Source organism: Maribacter antarcticus DSM 21422, from assembly GCF_000621125.1.
In the GTDB taxonomy this organism is placed as follows: Bacteria; Bacteroidota; Bacteroidia; order Flavobacteriales; family Flavobacteriaceae; genus Maribacter; species Maribacter antarcticus.
The window spans coordinates 253,043-270,731 of sequence record NZ_JHZC01000005.1 but is presented as its reverse complement, the minus strand read 5'-3'; the positions used below and the strand labels follow the sequence as shown (position 1 = coordinate 270,731).

General features: G+C 35.1%; 11 protein-coding genes. 6 read left to right on the top strand and 5 right to left on the bottom strand.

What is annotated here, in order from left to right:
- Positions 1-144 precede the first annotated feature (144 nt).
- On the top strand, positions 145-642 hold the full coding sequence (locus Q360_RS0104660; RefSeq protein ID WP_027076061.1) for an Lrp/AsnC family transcriptional regulator: 498 nt from the start codon (positions 145-147) through the stop codon (positions 640-642).
- A gap of 73 nt (positions 643-715) precedes the next feature.
- Here the strand turns inward: Q360_RS0104660 and Q360_RS0104655 are convergent, their stop codons facing one another.
- The 5 genes from Q360_RS0104655 to Q360_RS0104635 all read right to left on the bottom strand — a co-directional run bounded on the left by Q360_RS0104655 (position 716) and on the right by Q360_RS0104635 (position 7,019).
- Positions 716-2,119 (bottom strand): aldehyde dehydrogenase family protein, encoded by a 1,404-nt coding sequence (locus tag Q360_RS0104655; protein WP_027076060.1) that lies wholly within the window; start codon positions 2,117-2,119, stop codon positions 716-718.
- Positions 2,120-2,129: 10 nt separating this feature from the next.
- Positions 2,130-3,146, bottom strand: a complete 1,017-nt coding sequence (locus Q360_RS0104650; protein ID WP_027076059.1) for a homoserine dehydrogenase — start codon at positions 3,144-3,146, stop codon at positions 2,130-2,132.
- A 740-nt stretch (positions 3,147-3,886) separates the two neighbouring features.
- Positions 3,887-5,269: an FAD-binding oxidoreductase gene (locus Q360_RS0104645; protein ID WP_027076058.1), complete on the bottom strand. Its 1,383-nt coding sequence runs from the start codon at positions 5,267-5,269 to the stop codon at positions 3,887-3,889.
- A 21-nt stretch (positions 5,270-5,290) separates the two neighbouring features.
- Positions 5,291-5,794, bottom strand: a complete 504-nt coding sequence (locus tag Q360_RS0104640) for a YybH family protein (protein WP_027076057.1) — start codon at positions 5,792-5,794, stop codon at positions 5,291-5,293.
- 130 nt (positions 5,795-5,924) lie between these two features.
- Positions 5,925-7,019, bottom strand: coding sequence for a nickel-binding protein (locus Q360_RS0104635; RefSeq protein ID WP_027076056.1), 1,095 nt, complete (start codon positions 7,017-7,019; stop codon positions 5,925-5,927).
- A 457-nt stretch (positions 7,020-7,476) separates the two neighbouring features.
- Here Q360_RS0104635 and Q360_RS0104630 point away from each other — a divergent pair, with 457 nt between their 5' ends.
- From Q360_RS0104630 to Q360_RS0104610, 5 genes are all read left to right on the top strand, one after another.
- Positions 7,477-8,274: an alpha/beta fold hydrolase gene (locus Q360_RS0104630; RefSeq protein WP_027076055.1), complete on the top strand. Its 798-nt coding sequence runs from the start codon at positions 7,477-7,479 to the stop codon at positions 8,272-8,274.
- Between the two features lie 24 nt (positions 8,275-8,298).
- Positions 8,299-9,489, top strand: a complete 1,191-nt coding sequence (locus Q360_RS0104625; RefSeq protein ID WP_027076054.1) for a PAS domain-containing sensor histidine kinase — start codon at positions 8,299-8,301, stop codon at positions 9,487-9,489.
- Between the two features lie 312 nt (positions 9,490-9,801).
- A complete protein-coding gene (locus tag Q360_RS0104620; protein ID WP_027076053.1) occupies positions 9,802-12,057 on the top strand; it encodes an FUSC family protein in 2,256 nt (751 codons plus the stop codon).
- Positions 12,058-12,299: 242 nt separating this feature from the next.
- Positions 12,300-14,267 carry an aconitate hydratase gene (locus tag Q360_RS0104615; RefSeq protein ID WP_027076052.1) on the top strand — a complete coding sequence of 656 codons (1,968 nt, stop codon included), beginning with the start codon at positions 12,300-12,302 and terminating at the stop codon, positions 14,265-14,267.
- Positions 14,268-14,884: 617 nt separating this feature from the next.
- Positions 14,885-17,221 (top strand): ABC transporter permease, encoded by a 2,337-nt coding sequence (locus tag Q360_RS0104610; RefSeq protein ID WP_027076051.1) that lies wholly within the window; start codon positions 14,885-14,887, stop codon positions 17,219-17,221.
- Positions 17,222-17,689 lie beyond the last annotated feature (468 nt).

Below are 17,689 nucleotides of genomic sequence, written 5' to 3'. Positions count from 1 at the left end.
TTCTGGTTAGAAACGCATTAGTCCTGTTTTACATACTATCATAAAAGGATACTTTTAGGTTTATCAACCATATTTACTTTAATTAAAGATAATTTTGTATTATTATTCTTTAACGTTGATATAAACAACAAAATTATAATAAACATGGATATTATTCGAAAAAATAATGCTAATAACGAATTAGATAAAACTGACGAACAAATAATTAGACTCTTACAGAAGAATGCTCGACTATCTAACAAGCAAATTGCTGCAGAAGTTGGTATTGCAGAATCTACCTGCTCTGAAAGGATGCGGAAATTACATCGAAAAAAAATATTCTTCGGGTTTCATGCTTTTGTAGATTCTTCAAAACTTGGTACGAATATAGAAGCAATGGTTGCCATAAAATTAACTAAAAACACAAAAGATCAAGTCGAAGATTTTAAAAATTCAATGTCTTTGTTATCTGAGGTTGTTAATATTTACCACTTAGCGGGTCAAATAGATTTTCTACTTTACATTGCAGTAAGAGATAAAAATCATTTAAGGGATTTTGTAATGGATCATGTTACAAAAGATTATGTAAAAAGCTTAGAAACTTCTTTGATTTATGATTTTTCGCAAAACCAATTGTTTCCTATTTATTTAGAGCATGAATAAAGGAGAAAAACCAATTAAAAAAATGACTAAATCTTCTGCGCTGTAATGACAATTGAAAGAACATAAATGGTGCCTACCTTTTTAATTTAAAACAAGCAATTTTGGTTTCAGACATTGCTTCAATAGCGTACTTTACGCCTTCTCTGCCTATTCCGCTGCTTTTAACGCCACCAAAAGGCATAGCATCTATTCTATAATCTGTGGAATCATTAATCATTATACCAGCACAATCAAGTTCGTTAATTGCCTTGTGTGCATTATTAATATCATTTGTGAAAATTGCGGTATGTAAACCAAAAGGTGATTTATTACAACATACGATAGCTTGATCTAAGTTTTTTACTTTTGAAATAGTTACGACAGGTCCAAAAACTTCTTTGCAATTGGCGATATCATTCTTGCAGTCAGCCTCCAAAATGGTTGGTACATAACAATTTCCAATTGTTTTTCCTCCTCTTATTATTTTTGCTCCATGCGCTGTGCTTTCGGCAACAAACAGATCGATCTGATTCATTGATTCTTTACTTATAATAGGGCCGATATCAATATCTTCTGATAATGGTGAACCAATTTTTAAAGTAGACGTTAATTGAGAAAAATCAGTTAAAAATGAATCGTAAATAGTCTCTTCTACAAAAATTCGTTTTACACCAACACAATTTTGGCCACTTGCAAAGAATGCTCCTGAAACACAAGATTTAACAGCATCTTCCACATCAGCGTCAGATAGCACTATAACAGGTGCGTTTGAACCAAGCTCCATCACTATTTTTTTTAGACCTGCTTTTTTCTGTATAATTTTTGCTGCTTCTACGCCTCCAGTAAAACTTATCAATCTTATTCTATCATCACTAATGAGTCCGTCACCAAAGTATTCTGGCGCGCCTGTAATTATGCTGAGCATTTCTTTTGGTAAACCAGATTCAAAAAGAATTTCTCCAAACTTAATGGCCACTAAAGGGGTATAATCACTAGGTTTTAATATAACTGGATTGCCTGCTGCAATTGCAGGTCCTAACTTATGACAAACCAAATTTAAAGGATCATTAAATGGGGTTATGGCAACAACAATACCAATAGGAACTTTGTTTGCATACCCAACTCTATCTTCCGAACCTGGAACAGCGTTAAACGGAATTGTTGCTCCAATTATCCTTCCTGCTTCTTCTGCAGAAAGTTGCATCGTATTCACCGCTCTAGTGACTTCTTTTCTTGCCTGAATAATTGTCTTAATACCTTCCGTTGCAATGAGATTCGATAAAGCATCAAATTCTCGCTCCATTATGGTTACGGCTTTTTTAAGAATTGAAATTCTTTCTGAAGCGGCCATTTTTTTACCAATTGCCTCTCCTTTTTTTGCTAGGTCAAGTGCATTCATAACATCTTGCTCCGTTGACTGCGGTACTGTTCCGATTTCTTCTCCAGTATAACTATTATAAACAGGTACCGTAATTATATTTTTTTTATCTATCACCATGTTTTGTGTTTTAACTGTTAACTATTGATATGATATCATTATATAAGGCAAAACCGGTTTCAATTTTCCCTGCTCCTGCCCCAATTACCGTAGTATCTCCTAAAATACTAGAGGTGATTTTTAATGCATTAGTAGCATCTGAAATACCGTATAATGAATCATTCATTGAAATTAGTTTAGGACAAACTGCCCCATGAACGATACCTTTATTATCCTTCCAAACGCTTCCAATTAATTTCCATCTCCTATTGTTTGATGAAGCTTCTTTTACATCTGAAAGGGTGATTTTGGACATTCCCTTAACCTCAATATCTTCTTGAATTAATTGCACATCAAAAACAACATTTGCCAAAATCATGACCTTAGCCAAAGTATCTAATCCTTCAACATCACTTGTAGGGTCAGCTTCTGCATATCCTAGTTTTTGTGCCTGTGAAAGTGCATCATTATAAGACATTCCTAATTCCATTTTAGATAAAATATAATTAGAGGTACCGTTCATAATACCACTTACACCAGTGATACCTGAACCTAAAAGACTGCTATTTAAAACATTTATGACTGGTGTACCACTCATTACAGTACCTTCAATTGCCACAACTTTTTTCATTATTTTAGCCAAGCTGTAAATTTGTTTATACGCCACAGCAAAAGGTCCCTTGTTAGTAGTAACAACATGCTTTTTAGAATTTAAAGCAGATTCAATATGGGATATCGCTGGCTCCCCAGATTTTATATCTGTAAAACTAGCCTCAATTATGATATCCGCATTAATTTCTTGTATTGCTTTATTAATGTCAAGTATGTTTTCTGTTAACAAACTATAATCTCCTTTAGTAGCATTTGTAAGCACTTTCTGCATATCGATTCCATCCTCATCAATCTTACTCCCTTTTATCGTATCTAGGATTCCTACCGTTTGTATCTCCGTGTTTTGAGGTATTGGTAATAAAGAATTAGCATTTAAAATAATTTTAGCTAATCCTTGTGATACAATACCAAATCCTACATATACTATTTTAACCATTTGTAGTTATTTTAAATTCACATTTAGAGCACAAAACTAAGTATGTATTCGTATTATATATTTATTACCGTAAACTATTCTGTTTTTAAATGTTTTAAATGAATTATGTGCGATTATTAATGCAAAGCATGTTTAAAACAAAATTTAAATCGTTTGTGTACTATCTTAAAAAGCAGATAAATTTTTGTTGGAGAATTCTGAGATTTAACTTTACTGTGTTTTTTAATTTAACCTGATATTAAAATTTGATAGAGTAGTAAAAATATAATGAGTTTCATTTTTCCATTACATTCACCTTTTACCGTCAGCTCGCATAATACCTGTACCATTACCTTTTGAGAAGAGAGCTTTTAAATAGAAAAAAGCAAAGAAGATATAGCGCTAATTACGCCTGTGCGCAAACCTGCTCAAAAATAAGAGGTCTTACACACCTTTTGTTTTGTGACGTACCCAAGAAAAGTGCCATAATGCAAGACATTATGATTTAGAAATGAGTCATAATCTGACCTTATATAAAGTAGCTATAAGTTGTAGGTAATTTTGATAGGTTCCCAACCAAAGTAGTTACGATGACTTAAAATACTAAAAATGCGAAGTGGATTTTTGAGAAACGTCAAAAATTCTGGCAGCTTTAGAACCTTGAGCGTATTACCTCAATTGGTATTACTGCCACCATATTTTGGAATATTTTCTAGGAATTTGAATTAACATGCTGCTATTACAACCAAAACATAAGCTTACTAAGGTTTGATATTCTGATTTACTCTAAACAAATTATTCGGATCATACGTGTTTTTAATCTTGACCAATCTATTATAATTATGTTTATAACTGGCTTTAACCCGCTCTTGACCTTCTTCCATCATGAAATTTGAATATGCGCCACCGGCTGCATACGGATGTAATGCTTCATAGTATGACTTACACCAATTGGTGATTTTAGTCGCGTTCTTTGGGTCTGGATCGACTCCTATATAGACTCCGGCATACTTAGCATCTCTATACGCCCAAGGGGTTTCTTCTGCACCAATTCTACTCGCCGCACCACCAAGTGGGTATAAATGCATTTGCGATAAGGGTGTAGGAATACTTGAACCGAATTTTAAATGCCCTGCACGGACTTCTGGCCCTAATTCGTTAAAAAAATCAGCTCTCCAATACCATTGCAATCCCTGTGGCAGGAGTCCGTCAAACATGCTTTGTATGGCCGGATAAGGCATTTCGCCTACATGTGCAAAAACAGGATTAAGAGCTAATACTGGCTTAAATAGCACTTCAAAATTATCGGGGTCTCCTACATAACACCATACAATACCACAGAATTTTTTATTATGCAAATGCGCTGGAAATGGGGATTCAGGAATAACCATAGTAGCTATAAATCCATTTAAATTTTCCGATGTCTCTTGTATAAATGTATTATACCACGCCATAATTTCTTCAACCTTTTCAATAGGCCATAAGGTTGGCCCACCCATAACCATTTTAACAGGGTGTGCCTGAAAAGTAAATGACGTCACCACACCAAAATTACCACCTCCACCTCTTATAGCCCAAAACAAGTCTATATTGTTGGTGGCATTTACGGTTACCAAAGTACCATCGGCTAAGACCATATCTGCTTCTAATAAATTATCTATGGTGAGGCCATATTTTCGTGTTAAATAACCAATACCACCACCAAGGGTTAATCCGCCTACACCTGTGGTTGAAACCATTCCAGAAGGGATAGCTAAACCAAATTCATGTGTTGCCTTATCAACTTCATTCCAAATGTTTCCGCCTCCAACTTTTACGGTATTGTTTTGGGTGTCAACTTCCACAAACTTGATACCTGATAAATCAATGACTAAGCCATCATTACATAAACCCAAACCTGCCCCGTTATGTCCGCCGCCTCTTATGGCAACCAATAGGTCATTATCTCTTCCAAAGTTTACAGAAGCAATAACGTCAGCTGTATTTTCGCACATCGCAAATACCCCTGGTTGTTTATCTATCATCGCATTGTATACTTTACGTGTTTCTTTATACGTTGTATCTGATGGTAATACAATGCTTCCGACTAATTTATTCTTAAAGGAATTTATTACTTCTGGGCTTAAACCTTTTACGTTTTTCATAAAGTATTTTTTAGTAGCGGATTATAGTTTTAATGGTGAATGATGTTCATGAACCATCTTCCACCCAGTAGCTGTGTTAACGAATAACAAGGTAATTTGGTCGTTTATCACAACAAGGTCCTCTCCGAATTTGAGATGAAAATCAGAGTGAAAGGTTAAATTAGCTACGTCACCATACACCGCAATTTGTAAATCTTTTGCATCGAACTTCACTACCTCAGTAACGGAACCGAAAACATTGCGTTCGTGTGCTTCATTAGCTACACCGCCATTTCTTGGTTCTCCATTTTTAAATTCAGTAAACTTTGAACCATAGGCATGAAAGGAAATTAATTTATCTAAATCACCATCTTTAATACTTTGGGCAATTGCACCAAAAGTTTCCAGAACTTCTTGCTTCGCCTCTGGAAATTCTGTAGAAACTAAATCAATTTTAATCTCTTGTTCTTCGTCGTTATTTTGAGAGCAACCTGTGGTTAAAACTCCAAAAATCATTAACAATACTACTCTAAATTTTATCTTCATAATTGTATGCATTTAATTTGTTCTCGACAAAATTAGAAAAGAATAATTTTCTAAAATTCTACATTTAGACCAAATAAATACAATTTTAGACCAAATAAAAATATACTGTAACTATCTGAAAAACAATAATTTATTTTGAATTGTAAAGGACTGAAGGTAAAATTCCATATTTTTTATGGAAACATTTTGAAAAATAGGCAGGGCTACTAAACCCAGTTTGATAGGCGATTTCAGAAATATTACTGTCTTGTATTTCTATTAAATTCAATGCTTTTTTTAAGCGATAATCTCTTAAAAACATATTGGGAGATTTGCCAATCAAATCCATCATGGTTCTGTATAATTTAGATTTGCTATAGCCTAAATTTTCTTCAAAATCACTAACACCGATTGTAGTTTGTGACCATATACTTTCGGTATAGGTCATTAAAAGCGTCATGAACGTCTCCTCTTTCATTGTTAATACAGTAATAGAATTTACATTTAGTAACGGTTTATTTTGGTTTTCGCCTTCATAAAGGTCTTTCACTACTGTTGAAATAGAAAAATTGCCTTTAGCAACATCACTTAAATAATCTGAACTTTTTATAGTCTCTTCAAAAATTCCATCTTTTTCAGTTACAGGTGTACCAGCACTAATTCCTATTTTAAATTCTATGTCTGGTGTAATAACTTTATGGTGCGTGTTTTGAATTTTTATGCCACATTGTATGGCATCTGTTACAGAATCAAAGGCCAGTAAAAAGGTATTCGCTTCTTGTTTTACAAGCCGACCATTATGTTGAGATGTTACTGTTTTTATAGTTGTTATATAGCCTCGAAGAGCTGCGTTTAAGGTGCTTACTTCTTTAGTTCTTAAAGATTTCCGTTTTATTTTAACAACCATTAGGGTTTTAAATGCAGGGTCGTTTATTATATTGAGGCGTATATTCTTAGCTTTTTCTGGGTCTTCAATACGCCCTAAAAAAGATTCGACAATCGTATCATTCACTTCAATAATACGCGTGGGAATAGCACCATGAGCATTTTCATGTAATTTTATGAGTGCATCCTTACTAGGTGCTTCTATTAAACAAAATGCGGTTTTTCTTTTTTCATCACACCAATAGGTTAGTCCACGACAATTGTATTCATGTTCAATATCTAAATCGGCTTGATGCATTTCTGCGACATGTGCTGCAGTTATCCCATCTGGAAGCTCATGTAAATCTAAAAATAATGGCATGGTTCTTAGTTTGTATGTAACTTGGTGTTACTTTCTAAGGGGGAATAACTTCAAATTACTGAATTTCAGAGGAATATACTTGATTAAAAGCCGAAAATATTTTGATATTGTTTAATTTATTTCCATTCCACACACAGTGCCTTCCCTCCTACCGTTGGCTCGTATAATACCTGTTCCATTACCTTTTTATCGCAACCATTAATAGTATGTTAAGCAGTACAATTTCTAAAGGAGAAATTTTCGAATACTTCAACACATTGATTTCTTAAAAACCGTTAATAGTTTAACTTTACTCATCATCGATACCTTTATAAATACTTAAGCCTCAATTAAGAATTAGCTTTCATCAATATAGTAAATTGAAAAAATGTAAAACCAATAATTAAATAGGGTTAAAAATTTTAAAGTGTTGCTAATACAAGATAAAAAAAATAATATTTATACTCAAACTAACTGAATGTTAAAAAAAATAATAGCCAGAAACAATATTACCATGCATGGCACTGGTAGCAAATCTATGTTTTTGGTTCATGGATATGGATGTGATCAAAATATGTGGAGATTTATTATTCCCCAACTTAAAGACGAGTACAAAATAATTCTTATTGACCTTGTAGGCTCAGGGAAATCGGATGAGAATTCATATGACTTGGACAAGTATAGTTCGCTTGATGGTTATGCGGATGATATAATCGAAATATGTGACGCTTTAAACTTAGAGGATATTTGTTTAGTTGGGCATTCAGTGAGCGCTATGATAGGGCTGCTTACTGCTATAAAAAGACCTTCTCTTTTTAAAAAATTAATTATGATTTGTCCATCTCCACGATATATTAACAGTGAAGATTATTTTGGCGGATTTTCTCAAAACGATATTGACAATCTTATGGAAACTCTAGATTCTAATTATTTAGGCTGGTCTAGTGCTATGGCGCCTGTTATTATGGGCAATGCTGATAGACCAGAATTAGCAGCGGAGTTAGAAGAAAGCTTTTGCCAAAATAATCCTGAAATAGCAAGGCATTTTGCAAAAGTCACTTTTCTAGGAGATAATAGAAGTGATCTTAAAAAACTTACTACTGATACCCTTATCATACAATCTAATACTGACGCTATTGCGTCCATTAAAGTAGGACAGTTTGTGCATGATAATATAGCTGATAGTAAACTTGTAGTATTAGAGACCACAGGGCATTGCCCTCACCTTAGTGACCCTAATCAGACCGTTGAGGCAATGAAACAATATTTAACATAGTTCATCATAAAACCAGAACAGTTAATGAATTTTAATACAGATTATAAAGAACTTTATAACAACTTTCCTAGTGGTTATTTTTGTTCCTTACCTAATGGTACTATCGTTGATTCCAATAAAAAGTTTTTAAATCTAACAGGCTATACGCGAGAAGAACTAATAGGCGAAAAAAAGTTTACAGATTTTCTTTCTCTGGGAGAGAAAATATATTTTGAAAATATTTATTCTGTAGCCTTAAAGCTAAGCGGAACTATAGAAGAAATAAATTTCAATTTTATAAAAAAAGATGGTACTAAATTCCCTGTGCTCATTAACTCAGTAGAAATAAAAGATAAAGAGGGACTTCACTTATTTACGCAGTCTTCAGTATTCAATATTTCTCAAAGAAAAAAATATGAGCAGGAACTTTTAACAGCCAAAAAAAAGGCGAATGATCTTTCTAATGAATTGATAGATGTAAATAAAGAATTGCTAAGTCGTGCCGAATTAATTTTAAAACAAAAATTACAATTAGAGGAAGTCAACCAGCATTTAGAAAACAAGAATAGACAGCTTACAAGTTTTGCGCATATCGCATCTCATGATTTAAGAGCGCCTGTTGGTAACCTTTTGCTATTAAAGAATTTCTATAAAGAAAGTACAGATTTAGAAGATAAGGCCATGCTATTCTCTAAAGTAGAAACAGTTATAGATAATCTTAATGGAACATTGAATGAATTAATTGAGACGGTAAAAATACAAGGGAATAAAGACATTACACATGATCCTATTATTTTTGATTTCGTTTTTGATAAAACACTAGTCATTTTAGAAACTCAAATATTGGATTCAAAAGCAGTAGTGACCTCCAACTTTTCTGAAGCCCCTAACATCGAATATCCAAAACTTTACATGGAAAGTATTATGCTAAATCTCTTGTCTAATTCCATTAGATATAGGTCACCTAATCGTATTGCTGAGATTCATTTCTGTACAGCGGTTAATAACAATGAAATAATGCTTATTGCTAAAGACAATGGATTAGGGATAGATTTACAAAAACATGGACCTAAACTTTTTGGATTAAATAACACATTCCATAGGCATCCAGATTCTAAGGGAGTTGGGCTTTTTATGACTAAAACCCAAATAGAAGCAGTAGGTGGTTCTATAACTGTAGAAAGTGAAGTAGATAAAGGAAGTACTTTCAAAATAATATTAAAGAAAAATATATAATAATAAGAAAACGACCTTTGTTTTATATAATAAATGAGGGTATAATTTAATAGTTTACGTTAACCAGAATTATTAACGATATATTGTTTTATGAGAGCTCATGAATGCTACGTATTTTATTAATACGGTAGATTAATTTTAATGCACTCACTTATTTATATGCTCAAACTATACTTAATTACAGATTTTATTTATTCAACCTTATCCTTGCTTATACTTTCGGTATTCATGATCAAACACGCACTAAAAGAATCTACCGAGACTATAATTTACCTCAATTACCCTAACTTTAAAATAAAATTATAAAACCGCTTGAAAGAAATACGCAAACAACTAGAATTATTTCTAAAAAGCTCCAGCTTTGATCGAGGAATTCGGCTTGGGGTAGGAATTACTGCGCCTTTTGCCTTAATGTATTTTTTAGGATATTTTGAATATGCACCAGCTGTCGCCGTTGGTACTTTTTTAAATGTGCCGGGTGACATACCAGGAAGTTTCAAACGTAAGGTCAATGCGATTTTGGTCAGTATTGGATTAACGATGGTTGTTACAGCCATAATCCTATTTTCAAAACCTTACCTACCCCTTTTGTTAGTAGCACTTACCCTCATTACGTTTGTTGTGTCGCTGATTTCGGTTTATGGTTTTAGAGCGTCTTTGGTGTCCTTTTCTGGCTTGTTGGCCATGGTAATAGCTTTTGCCATTCAAAAAGAAACAGCGCATGAGATTTTGGCTCAGATTGCCTTAATGGGCGTTGGTGGCCTTTGGTATTTGCTTGTATCCTTTATTTTTGAAATACTTACACCTAAAAAAGATCAGAACCAGCTATTGTCAGATACGCTTCTGCTTATTGGTGGGTATCTAAAATTACGAGCCAAATTATTAACAAAGAAAACCAAGCGTGACGAACTCCTCAAACAAACCTTCGTCCTTCAACATCAAATTAACGAAAAGCACGAAACACTTAGAGAAGCGCTGCTTACCCAACGTAAGCGTTCTGGACGCACGCATTATGAAGAAAAGCAGCTCTTAATTTTTATCTCTTCTATCAATATTTTCGAATTGATAGAAGCAAAGCATTTGGATTACAAAACAATCGACGGCATTTTTGGGAAGCGGAAAGAATTTCTAAAAGCTTCCAAAAAACTGAGTAAAATCATGGGCAACCATCTCATACGTTTATCCGAATTATTAATTCAAAAGGATAAAATACCAAATAAAGATATGCTAATAGATGCATTATCAAAGGCCAATGCATCTATTACAAATTACATTGATTCCGTCACATTACCTGAGGCGCGTGAAGGTGCTTTGGTATTGAAAAACCTATATGATTATCAAGAACAACTGCTTCAAGAAATAAGGGCTATTAGACGTGTAATGGCGAATGTCAAAGATGCCTCAAAACTATCTTTAAAAAGACAAGATTCGAGTCAGTTTTTAACGCTCCAAGAATACAGACTGAATATCCTTGTTCAAAATTTTAGTTTGGATTCTACGATGTTTAGACATTCTTTGCGCCTTGCCATAGCAATTGTATTTGCATACCTGTTAGGCTTTCTTTTTGAGATCCAAAACACCTATTGGATTTTGCTTACCATCGTTGTTATTATGCGACCTAGCTATGGTCTAACCAAAGAGCGTTCAAAAGATCGTATCATTGGCACACTCATCGGTGCTTCTGTTGCTGTTGGTATTGTGCTGCTTACTCAAAATGTAGTGGTCTATGCCGTATTGGCTGTTGTTTCTTTGGTATTGGCATTTTCATTAATTCAGCAGAACTATAAGTCTGCTGCCGCGTTGATTACCATTAGTATCGTCTTTGTGTATTCCTTCATTAATCCAAATGCCTTTGAAGTGATTCAATACCGCGTCATCGATACTATTATTGGATCCGTTATTGCTGTCGTTGCTACTTATCTACTCTTACCGACTTGGGAAGCTAATAACTTAAAACAGGTCCTTCTCAAAGCTTTAGAAATGAATAAAAAATATCTTTTAGCAACACAAGCCTTGTATCAAGATACATCGCAATATAAACTCTCTTATAATGTGGCAAGGAAAGAAGCATTTCTTGCCATCAGTAATTTAAATGCTGCCTTCCAACGATTGACCCAAGACCCAAAATCGAAACAGAAAGAATTTCAGTTGATTTATGAAATTGTAACCCTTAATCAGACAATGATTTCGGCAATCGCGTCCATCGGTAATTTTATCGTCAGTCATAAAACTACCCCTGTTTCCATAGAATTTAATGTGCTTATCAAAAGAATCTCCAATACACTACAGATGTCTTACGATAGCTTAGACCATGCAAAAACAAATAAAAAAGTTACTGAAGAAACTGCTGAACATGCACACGATACGTTGTTGGGAAAATACCAGCAATTATCAAATATGAGAGATGAAAATATCAGACAAGGGAATACCGAATTAGACACTGAAACGCTGCATGGACTTCAAGAAGCCTATTTGATTTCCAATCATATGAGTTGGTTGAAATCCCTTTCAGAAAACCTTAAAAAGGCGACCGAAAGCTATGCTTCTTCTCTTGCAGATGACCAGTAGCTATTAATTACTTTTTAGGAAATACTGTTAGCATGCTTCTCATTAGTAGTTGCAGCTCACTACATCGATAAGTAGAATAGTTCACTTTTAGCAGGACTTCTTCCCTTACTATTCTTACCTTATAGCAACAACAAGAATTCGTTTTGGGCAGTTCAATGTATCGGAATTCCTAATTCCGTGATACTTTCTCTTGACAAACCTGTCGCGCACTTTACGTAAACGTAGTCTTTAAAATCAAAAACATGAACTTATTAAACGTTGCACAAAAATTAATACAATCTCATTTGATAACCGGGAAAGCGAAGCCAGGAACAGAAATTGGTCTAAAGATAGACCAGGCATTATTGCAAGATGCTACAGGGACTTTAGTGCAGTTGGAACTGGAAGCGATGGGTCTTGATAGGGCAAAGACCGAAGTGGCCGTGCAATATGTAGATCATAATTTATTACAGACCGATTTTAAAAATGCGGACGACCATCTTTTTTTATATTCTGCGGCTCAAAAATTCGGGCTATGGTACAGCAAGCCCGGTAATGGGGTAAGCCATCCCGTTCATATGGAGCGTTTTGGAATTCCGGGGAAGTCCCTAGTAGGTTCCGATAGTCATAGTTGTGCTGCTGGATCTTTGGGGATGCTTGCCATTGGCACAGGTGGATTGGATGTGGCCGCTGCCATAGCCGGGCAACCCTATTTTGTAAAAATGCCAAAGATCATGGGCGTGAAACTGACGGGTAAACTTCCCGATTGGGTAAGCGCCAAAGACGTCATACTTGAAATGTTACGTCGTTTTGGTGTTAAAGGGGGTGTTGGTAAAATAATAGAGTATTATGGGAGTGGATTAACGTATTTGAGTGCTATGGATAGGCATGTTATAGCGAACATGGGTGCCGAACTCGGTGCTACTGCAACGGTATTTCCAAGTGATGGGGAAACCCGTCGCTTTCTGAAATCCCAGGGAAGGGAAGGCGATTGGACCAAAATTTTAGCGGATGAAGGTTGCTCTTATGACTTGGAGCATGAAATTCTACTGGACGAACTGGTTCCTTTAATCGCTTTGCCCACAAGCCCCGGAAATGTTGTCCCCGTTCGCGATGTGGAAAATAAAAAAATCAGTCAAGTGGTCATCGGTTCTTCCGCCAATCCAGGACTGAGGGACTTTTGGATGGCAGGTGCTCTTGTAAAGGATAGAAGTGTACATCAAGAAGTATCCTTCGATATCAACCCTACTTCCCGACAGATTATTCAGAATATGATTGGGAACGGAACTTTTGCCAATCTGATAAAGGCAGGCGCGCGCTATCATCAGTCTGGATGTATGGGCTGCATTGGTATGGGACAGGCTCCGGCAAGTGGCACCATAAGTCTACGGACGATGCCCCGCAATTTTCCAGACCGCTCTGGAACAAAGGACGATCAGGTCTATCTGTGTAGTCCCGAAACAGCTGCTGCCTCGGCTTTAATGGGGAAAATTACAGACCCTAGAGATCTTAAAAATCTGTTCGGAATGGAATATCCGCAATATGAGTTCCCAGATGAGGAAATTATCAATGTAGATATGTTGGTGCCGCCGACCAAGGACAATCTGGAAATCAAACTTAAAAAGGGACCCAATATCAAATCTCTTCCAGAGATGAACGCACTAAAATCAGCATACGAAGTTCCCGTACTATTAAAAATGGGGGACAATGTCTCTACAGATGAAATATTAAAAGCAGGTGCGGAGGTGCTTCCTTTTCGAAGTAATATTCCTGAAATAAGTAAATTTTCCTACTCCGTAATTGATGAAAAGTTTTATGATCGGGCGGTGCTTGCCAAAGAAAAATATGGAGGTCATATCGTTGTGGCCGGGGAAAACTACGCACAGGGCAGCAGTAGGGAACATGCTGCAATCGCACCAAAATATTTAGGCCAAGTGGCGGTCATTGCCAAGGATTATGCACGCATTGCATGGCAGAATCTGATAAATTTCGGTATTCTTCCTTTAGAATTTGAAAACCCACAGAATTATGACGCTATCGAACAAGGGGCCTTAATCGAGTTTAAAAACCTAAGGGAAGATATAATGAATAAAGGCCTTATAAGGGTTAGGGTAAAAAACAAGAACAATACTATGGAAATTCTCACTAAGCATGGCCTTAGCGATAGGCAGATAGAGTTGTTACTAAAGGGTGGGGTGATAAACGATTTTAAGGATAAACTCTCTTCTTAGGTCAACTACCTAAAATGAATCCAATGTATAAATTGTTGATTTTACTACACCTCTGATTAGAATCAGTAGAACCTATACTATTGTCTTTGTAACTAAATTTAGAAAAATGGTGTTTTAAATGACTCACATTCTCACTTCACTCCAATTGTAGCTTCGGGCAGCAGCGTATTCCATTACCTTTTGAAAAGAAATTTTAAAGAATAAAAAAAATCTAGTACATACGCCAGACCACCAACCCGCTCAAAAATAAGAGGGCTACTTGAGCTTTTGCTTTGTGCCGTAACCAAAGCTTAAGTTACATAACGGGGAACAGTTTAGCCTATTTTGTGCTCTAGGTTTAGCCCAAAAGCGAAAGCTATACTCAAGATAGCTGGCGCGATGGCATTATATCCTATAGAGCTGCTATTTTCCTGACGCATCCTCTCGCAGCTTCTTCCAATTGATGTTAAAAGTAATTCGTAATAACTCGTGTAAAATATCCCAGAACCTTTATTCTTGGATGTAACCTTTGCTGAAATTCTGCGTCTCTAGTGAAACCAAACTTATGAAAATCATAGTGCCCGTATTTTTGGTTTTGAAATTTTCAGGTAACATAGAACAAATTAGAGATACCTAGTATGATCAAAAACTATATCAGCATAGCGTGGCGAAATATTATAGCTAATAAGGTTTTATTCTTGCTCAATATTTTAGGTTTGACATCAGGGTTATTTTGCTTTTTACTCATCTATTTATGGATATCAAGTGAAAATAGTATTAATACGTATCATGCAAACATAGAACAACTCTATTCTATTTACCTTACATCGTCTGATGGTACTGCATTCGGTTATGGCACGCCATCGCTGCTCTATAAAGAGTTAAAGATGAAAATTCCGGAGATTGAGAACGTTACTGCTATGACTAACAATAGTAGAAACAGTACCTTCTCCAATGGGAATACCGTTTTAAAGCAAAATGGAAAGTTTGTAAGCGAAGATTATTTTAAAATGTTTTCATTTCAGATTTTGGAAGGAAATGCTTCGAAGGCATTAAAAGCTCCAAACCACATAGCTATTTCAAAAGAAATGGCCGAATTGTTCTTTGGAAACTCAAAAGCTGCCCTAGGACAAACACTCACTTACGAAAATTCAAAAGCGCTAGAAATAGCTATGGTTTTTGAATTAAACAGTGAAGATTCCACGGAGAAGAGTGATTATTATTTACCCTTTGATTCTCTTTTTGCTGAAAATGAGTGGATGAATGAATGGAAGAACCTAGGGACCTATACCTTCGTTCAGTTGGTAGAAGGAACAGATATTGGTCAGTTAGAACAAAAACTAAAATCATTTTTAGAGGACTATGAACTAGGTCTAGAAATTCGATTTCAAGCGTACGCAGACAGTTATCTTTATGCAGACATTACAAAAGGGGAAGGAAAAATAACCTATGTACGATTGTTTGGGGTAATAGCTTTGCTTATTATGCTAATTGCAAGCATTAACTTCATGAATTTAGCCTCTGCCAGCTATACGAAAAGAGCTAATGAAATAGGGGTCAGAAAGGTGCTAGGAGCAAGTAAAAGTAGTTTAATTATCCAATTCTTAGGAGAAGCTATGCTTTTTTCTCTTTCAAGTCTATTTTTTGCTGTACTCTTCATTGCCATTGCGCTACCCGCATTTAATCAAATAACAGAAAAAAATATAGACCTATTAAATTTGCCGCTATCTACATGGGTAATGGTTTTCATAATCACACTTTTAACAGCAATTCTATCTGGAAGCTACCCTGCATTCTTACTTTCCTCCTTTAGTTCTACGGATCTTTTTAAGAAAAAAATTGAAACCAGCTCCAGAACCAAATGGATTAGAAAAGGGTTGGTGGTGTTTCAGTTTAGCATTTCGGTTGTCTTTATTAGCAGTATGATTATTATTTCAAAGCAAATTGATTTTGTCCAAGATAAAAATATAGGTTTCGATAGCGGAGATTTATTAGCAATCACGCTGTCAGAAGATTTGCAAAATAATTTTGATGCTTTTAAAAGTGGTATGCTACAAATTCCTGGAGTTACATCAGTTACAAAAACGTCTCATATTCCTCTAGGTGACTATGGTACGTCACCAGAAGTTATCTGGAGCAGTAAGAGCGCTGATGATAATTCATTATTTACAGGAATGGTTGCAAGTATTGACTTTATTAGCACCTATGGTGTTGAATTACTTATGGGAAGAGAACTTATTCATAATAACCCTGAAAACATTGAATACCTTATTAATGAAACGGCGATGAATACCATGAAGATGGAAAATCCGATAGGGCAACCCCTATCGTTTTGGGGAAATTCAGGAACCATTGTAGGTGTAGTTAAAGATTTTCACTTTGGCTCTTTAAAAGAATCGATTTTCCCAATGATTATTAGAAGTGAAGGGTATTCAGAATTTAATATAGCCTTCGTTAAATATAGTACGGGCAATGAAAAAGAAACATTAGCAGCTTTAGAAGCGCTTCATATTACTTTAAATCCAGCTTTTCCTTTTGAGTATAGGTTTATAGATCAGGAATATGAGAAACTCTATAAGAGCGAATCTATATTTTACAAATTAGCAACCTACTTTGCTATTTTGGCCATTTTAATTTCTTGCTTGGGCTTGTTTGGTCTGGTCCTATTTACAGCAGAACAAAAAACCAAAGAAATTGGTATTAGAAAAGTATTAGGTGCCTCAGTTTTTACGATTACCTCACTTATAACACGAGACTTTTTAAAATTGATCCTTGCTGGCGTTGTTATTGGAACACCAATTTCTTCCTATTTCATGATCAAATGGTTAGAAGAATATGAATATAGAATACATATGCCATGGTGGGCATTTGGCCTAACTACGGTAATAATAATTGGCATATCTCTGCTTACAGTTAGTTTTGAATCAATAAAAGCTGCTACTACAAATCCCTTAAAAAGCTTAAGAAACGAATAACACTCTACTGTTAAAACAAAATTCGTGAATAGGAAATTAGCATAAAAACCAACAAACAACACATCATAAAAGCAATAACAGTCTGGCTATACAGCTAAACAGTTTTAGCCTCTAATTCGTAGCTTGCTAACCAAAAAGTTAAAGAATCTTTTGTCGCTGCTGCTATACTAAATGAAAATGGATAGATAATCTCAAGACGTCATGTGTCATTTCACAAATAGCTTCTGATAGCTGTTTATATGAACCATAACATAGTGGCTAGTGTTTGTAAAGTAAGAAAAGCTTAGTGTAGAAATGAGACTTCCAAGAATACACTATTTTAATAAAAAACCAATTACGTATATCTGTAGTGTACTTAAAGCTATAGTAAAATACCATTGCACATACATTTATTTATGGCGTGTTTGTTTGTGCTAATGAACTCCGGAATCTCAAACCTAAGCTGCTTTTTTGATTTCACTCCCCTCC

What these genes read in the sequence shown, in the direction of transcription:
- Q360_RS0104625 (WP_027076054.1), top strand. Translation starts at nt 8,299, where the DNA reads ATGAATTTTAATACAGATTATAAAGAACTTTATAACAACTTTCCTAGT.
- Q360_RS0104660 (WP_027076061.1), top strand. Translation starts at nt 145, where the DNA reads ATGGATATTATTCGAAAAAATAATGCTAATAACGAATTAGATAAAACT.
- Q360_RS0104630 (WP_027076055.1), top strand. Translation starts at nt 7,477, where the DNA reads ATGTTAAAAAAAATAATAGCCAGAAACAATATTACCATGCATGGCACT.
- Q360_RS0104610 (WP_027076051.1), top strand. Translation starts at nt 14,885, where the DNA reads ATGATCAAAAACTATATCAGCATAGCGTGGCGAAATATTATAGCTAAT.
- Q360_RS0104655 (WP_027076060.1), bottom strand. Translation starts at nt 2,119, where the DNA reads ATGGTGATAGATAAAAAAAATATAATTACGGTACCTGTTTATAATAGT.
- Q360_RS0104650 (WP_027076059.1), bottom strand. Translation starts at nt 3,146, where the DNA reads ATGGTTAAAATAGTATATGTAGGATTTGGTATTGTATCACAAGGATTA.
- Q360_RS0104640 (WP_027076057.1), bottom strand. Translation starts at nt 5,794, where the DNA reads ATGAAGATAAAATTTAGAGTAGTATTGTTAATGATTTTTGGAGTTTTA.
- Q360_RS0104645 (WP_027076058.1), bottom strand. Translation starts at nt 5,269, where the DNA reads ATGAAAAACGTAAAAGGTTTAAGCCCAGAAGTAATAAATTCCTTTAAG.
- Q360_RS0104615 (WP_027076052.1), top strand. Translation starts at nt 12,300, where the DNA reads ATGAACTTATTAAACGTTGCACAAAAATTAATACAATCTCATTTGATA.
- Q360_RS0104635 (WP_027076056.1), bottom strand. Translation starts at nt 7,019, where the DNA reads ATGCCATTATTTTTAGATTTACATGAGCTTCCAGATGGGATAACTGCA.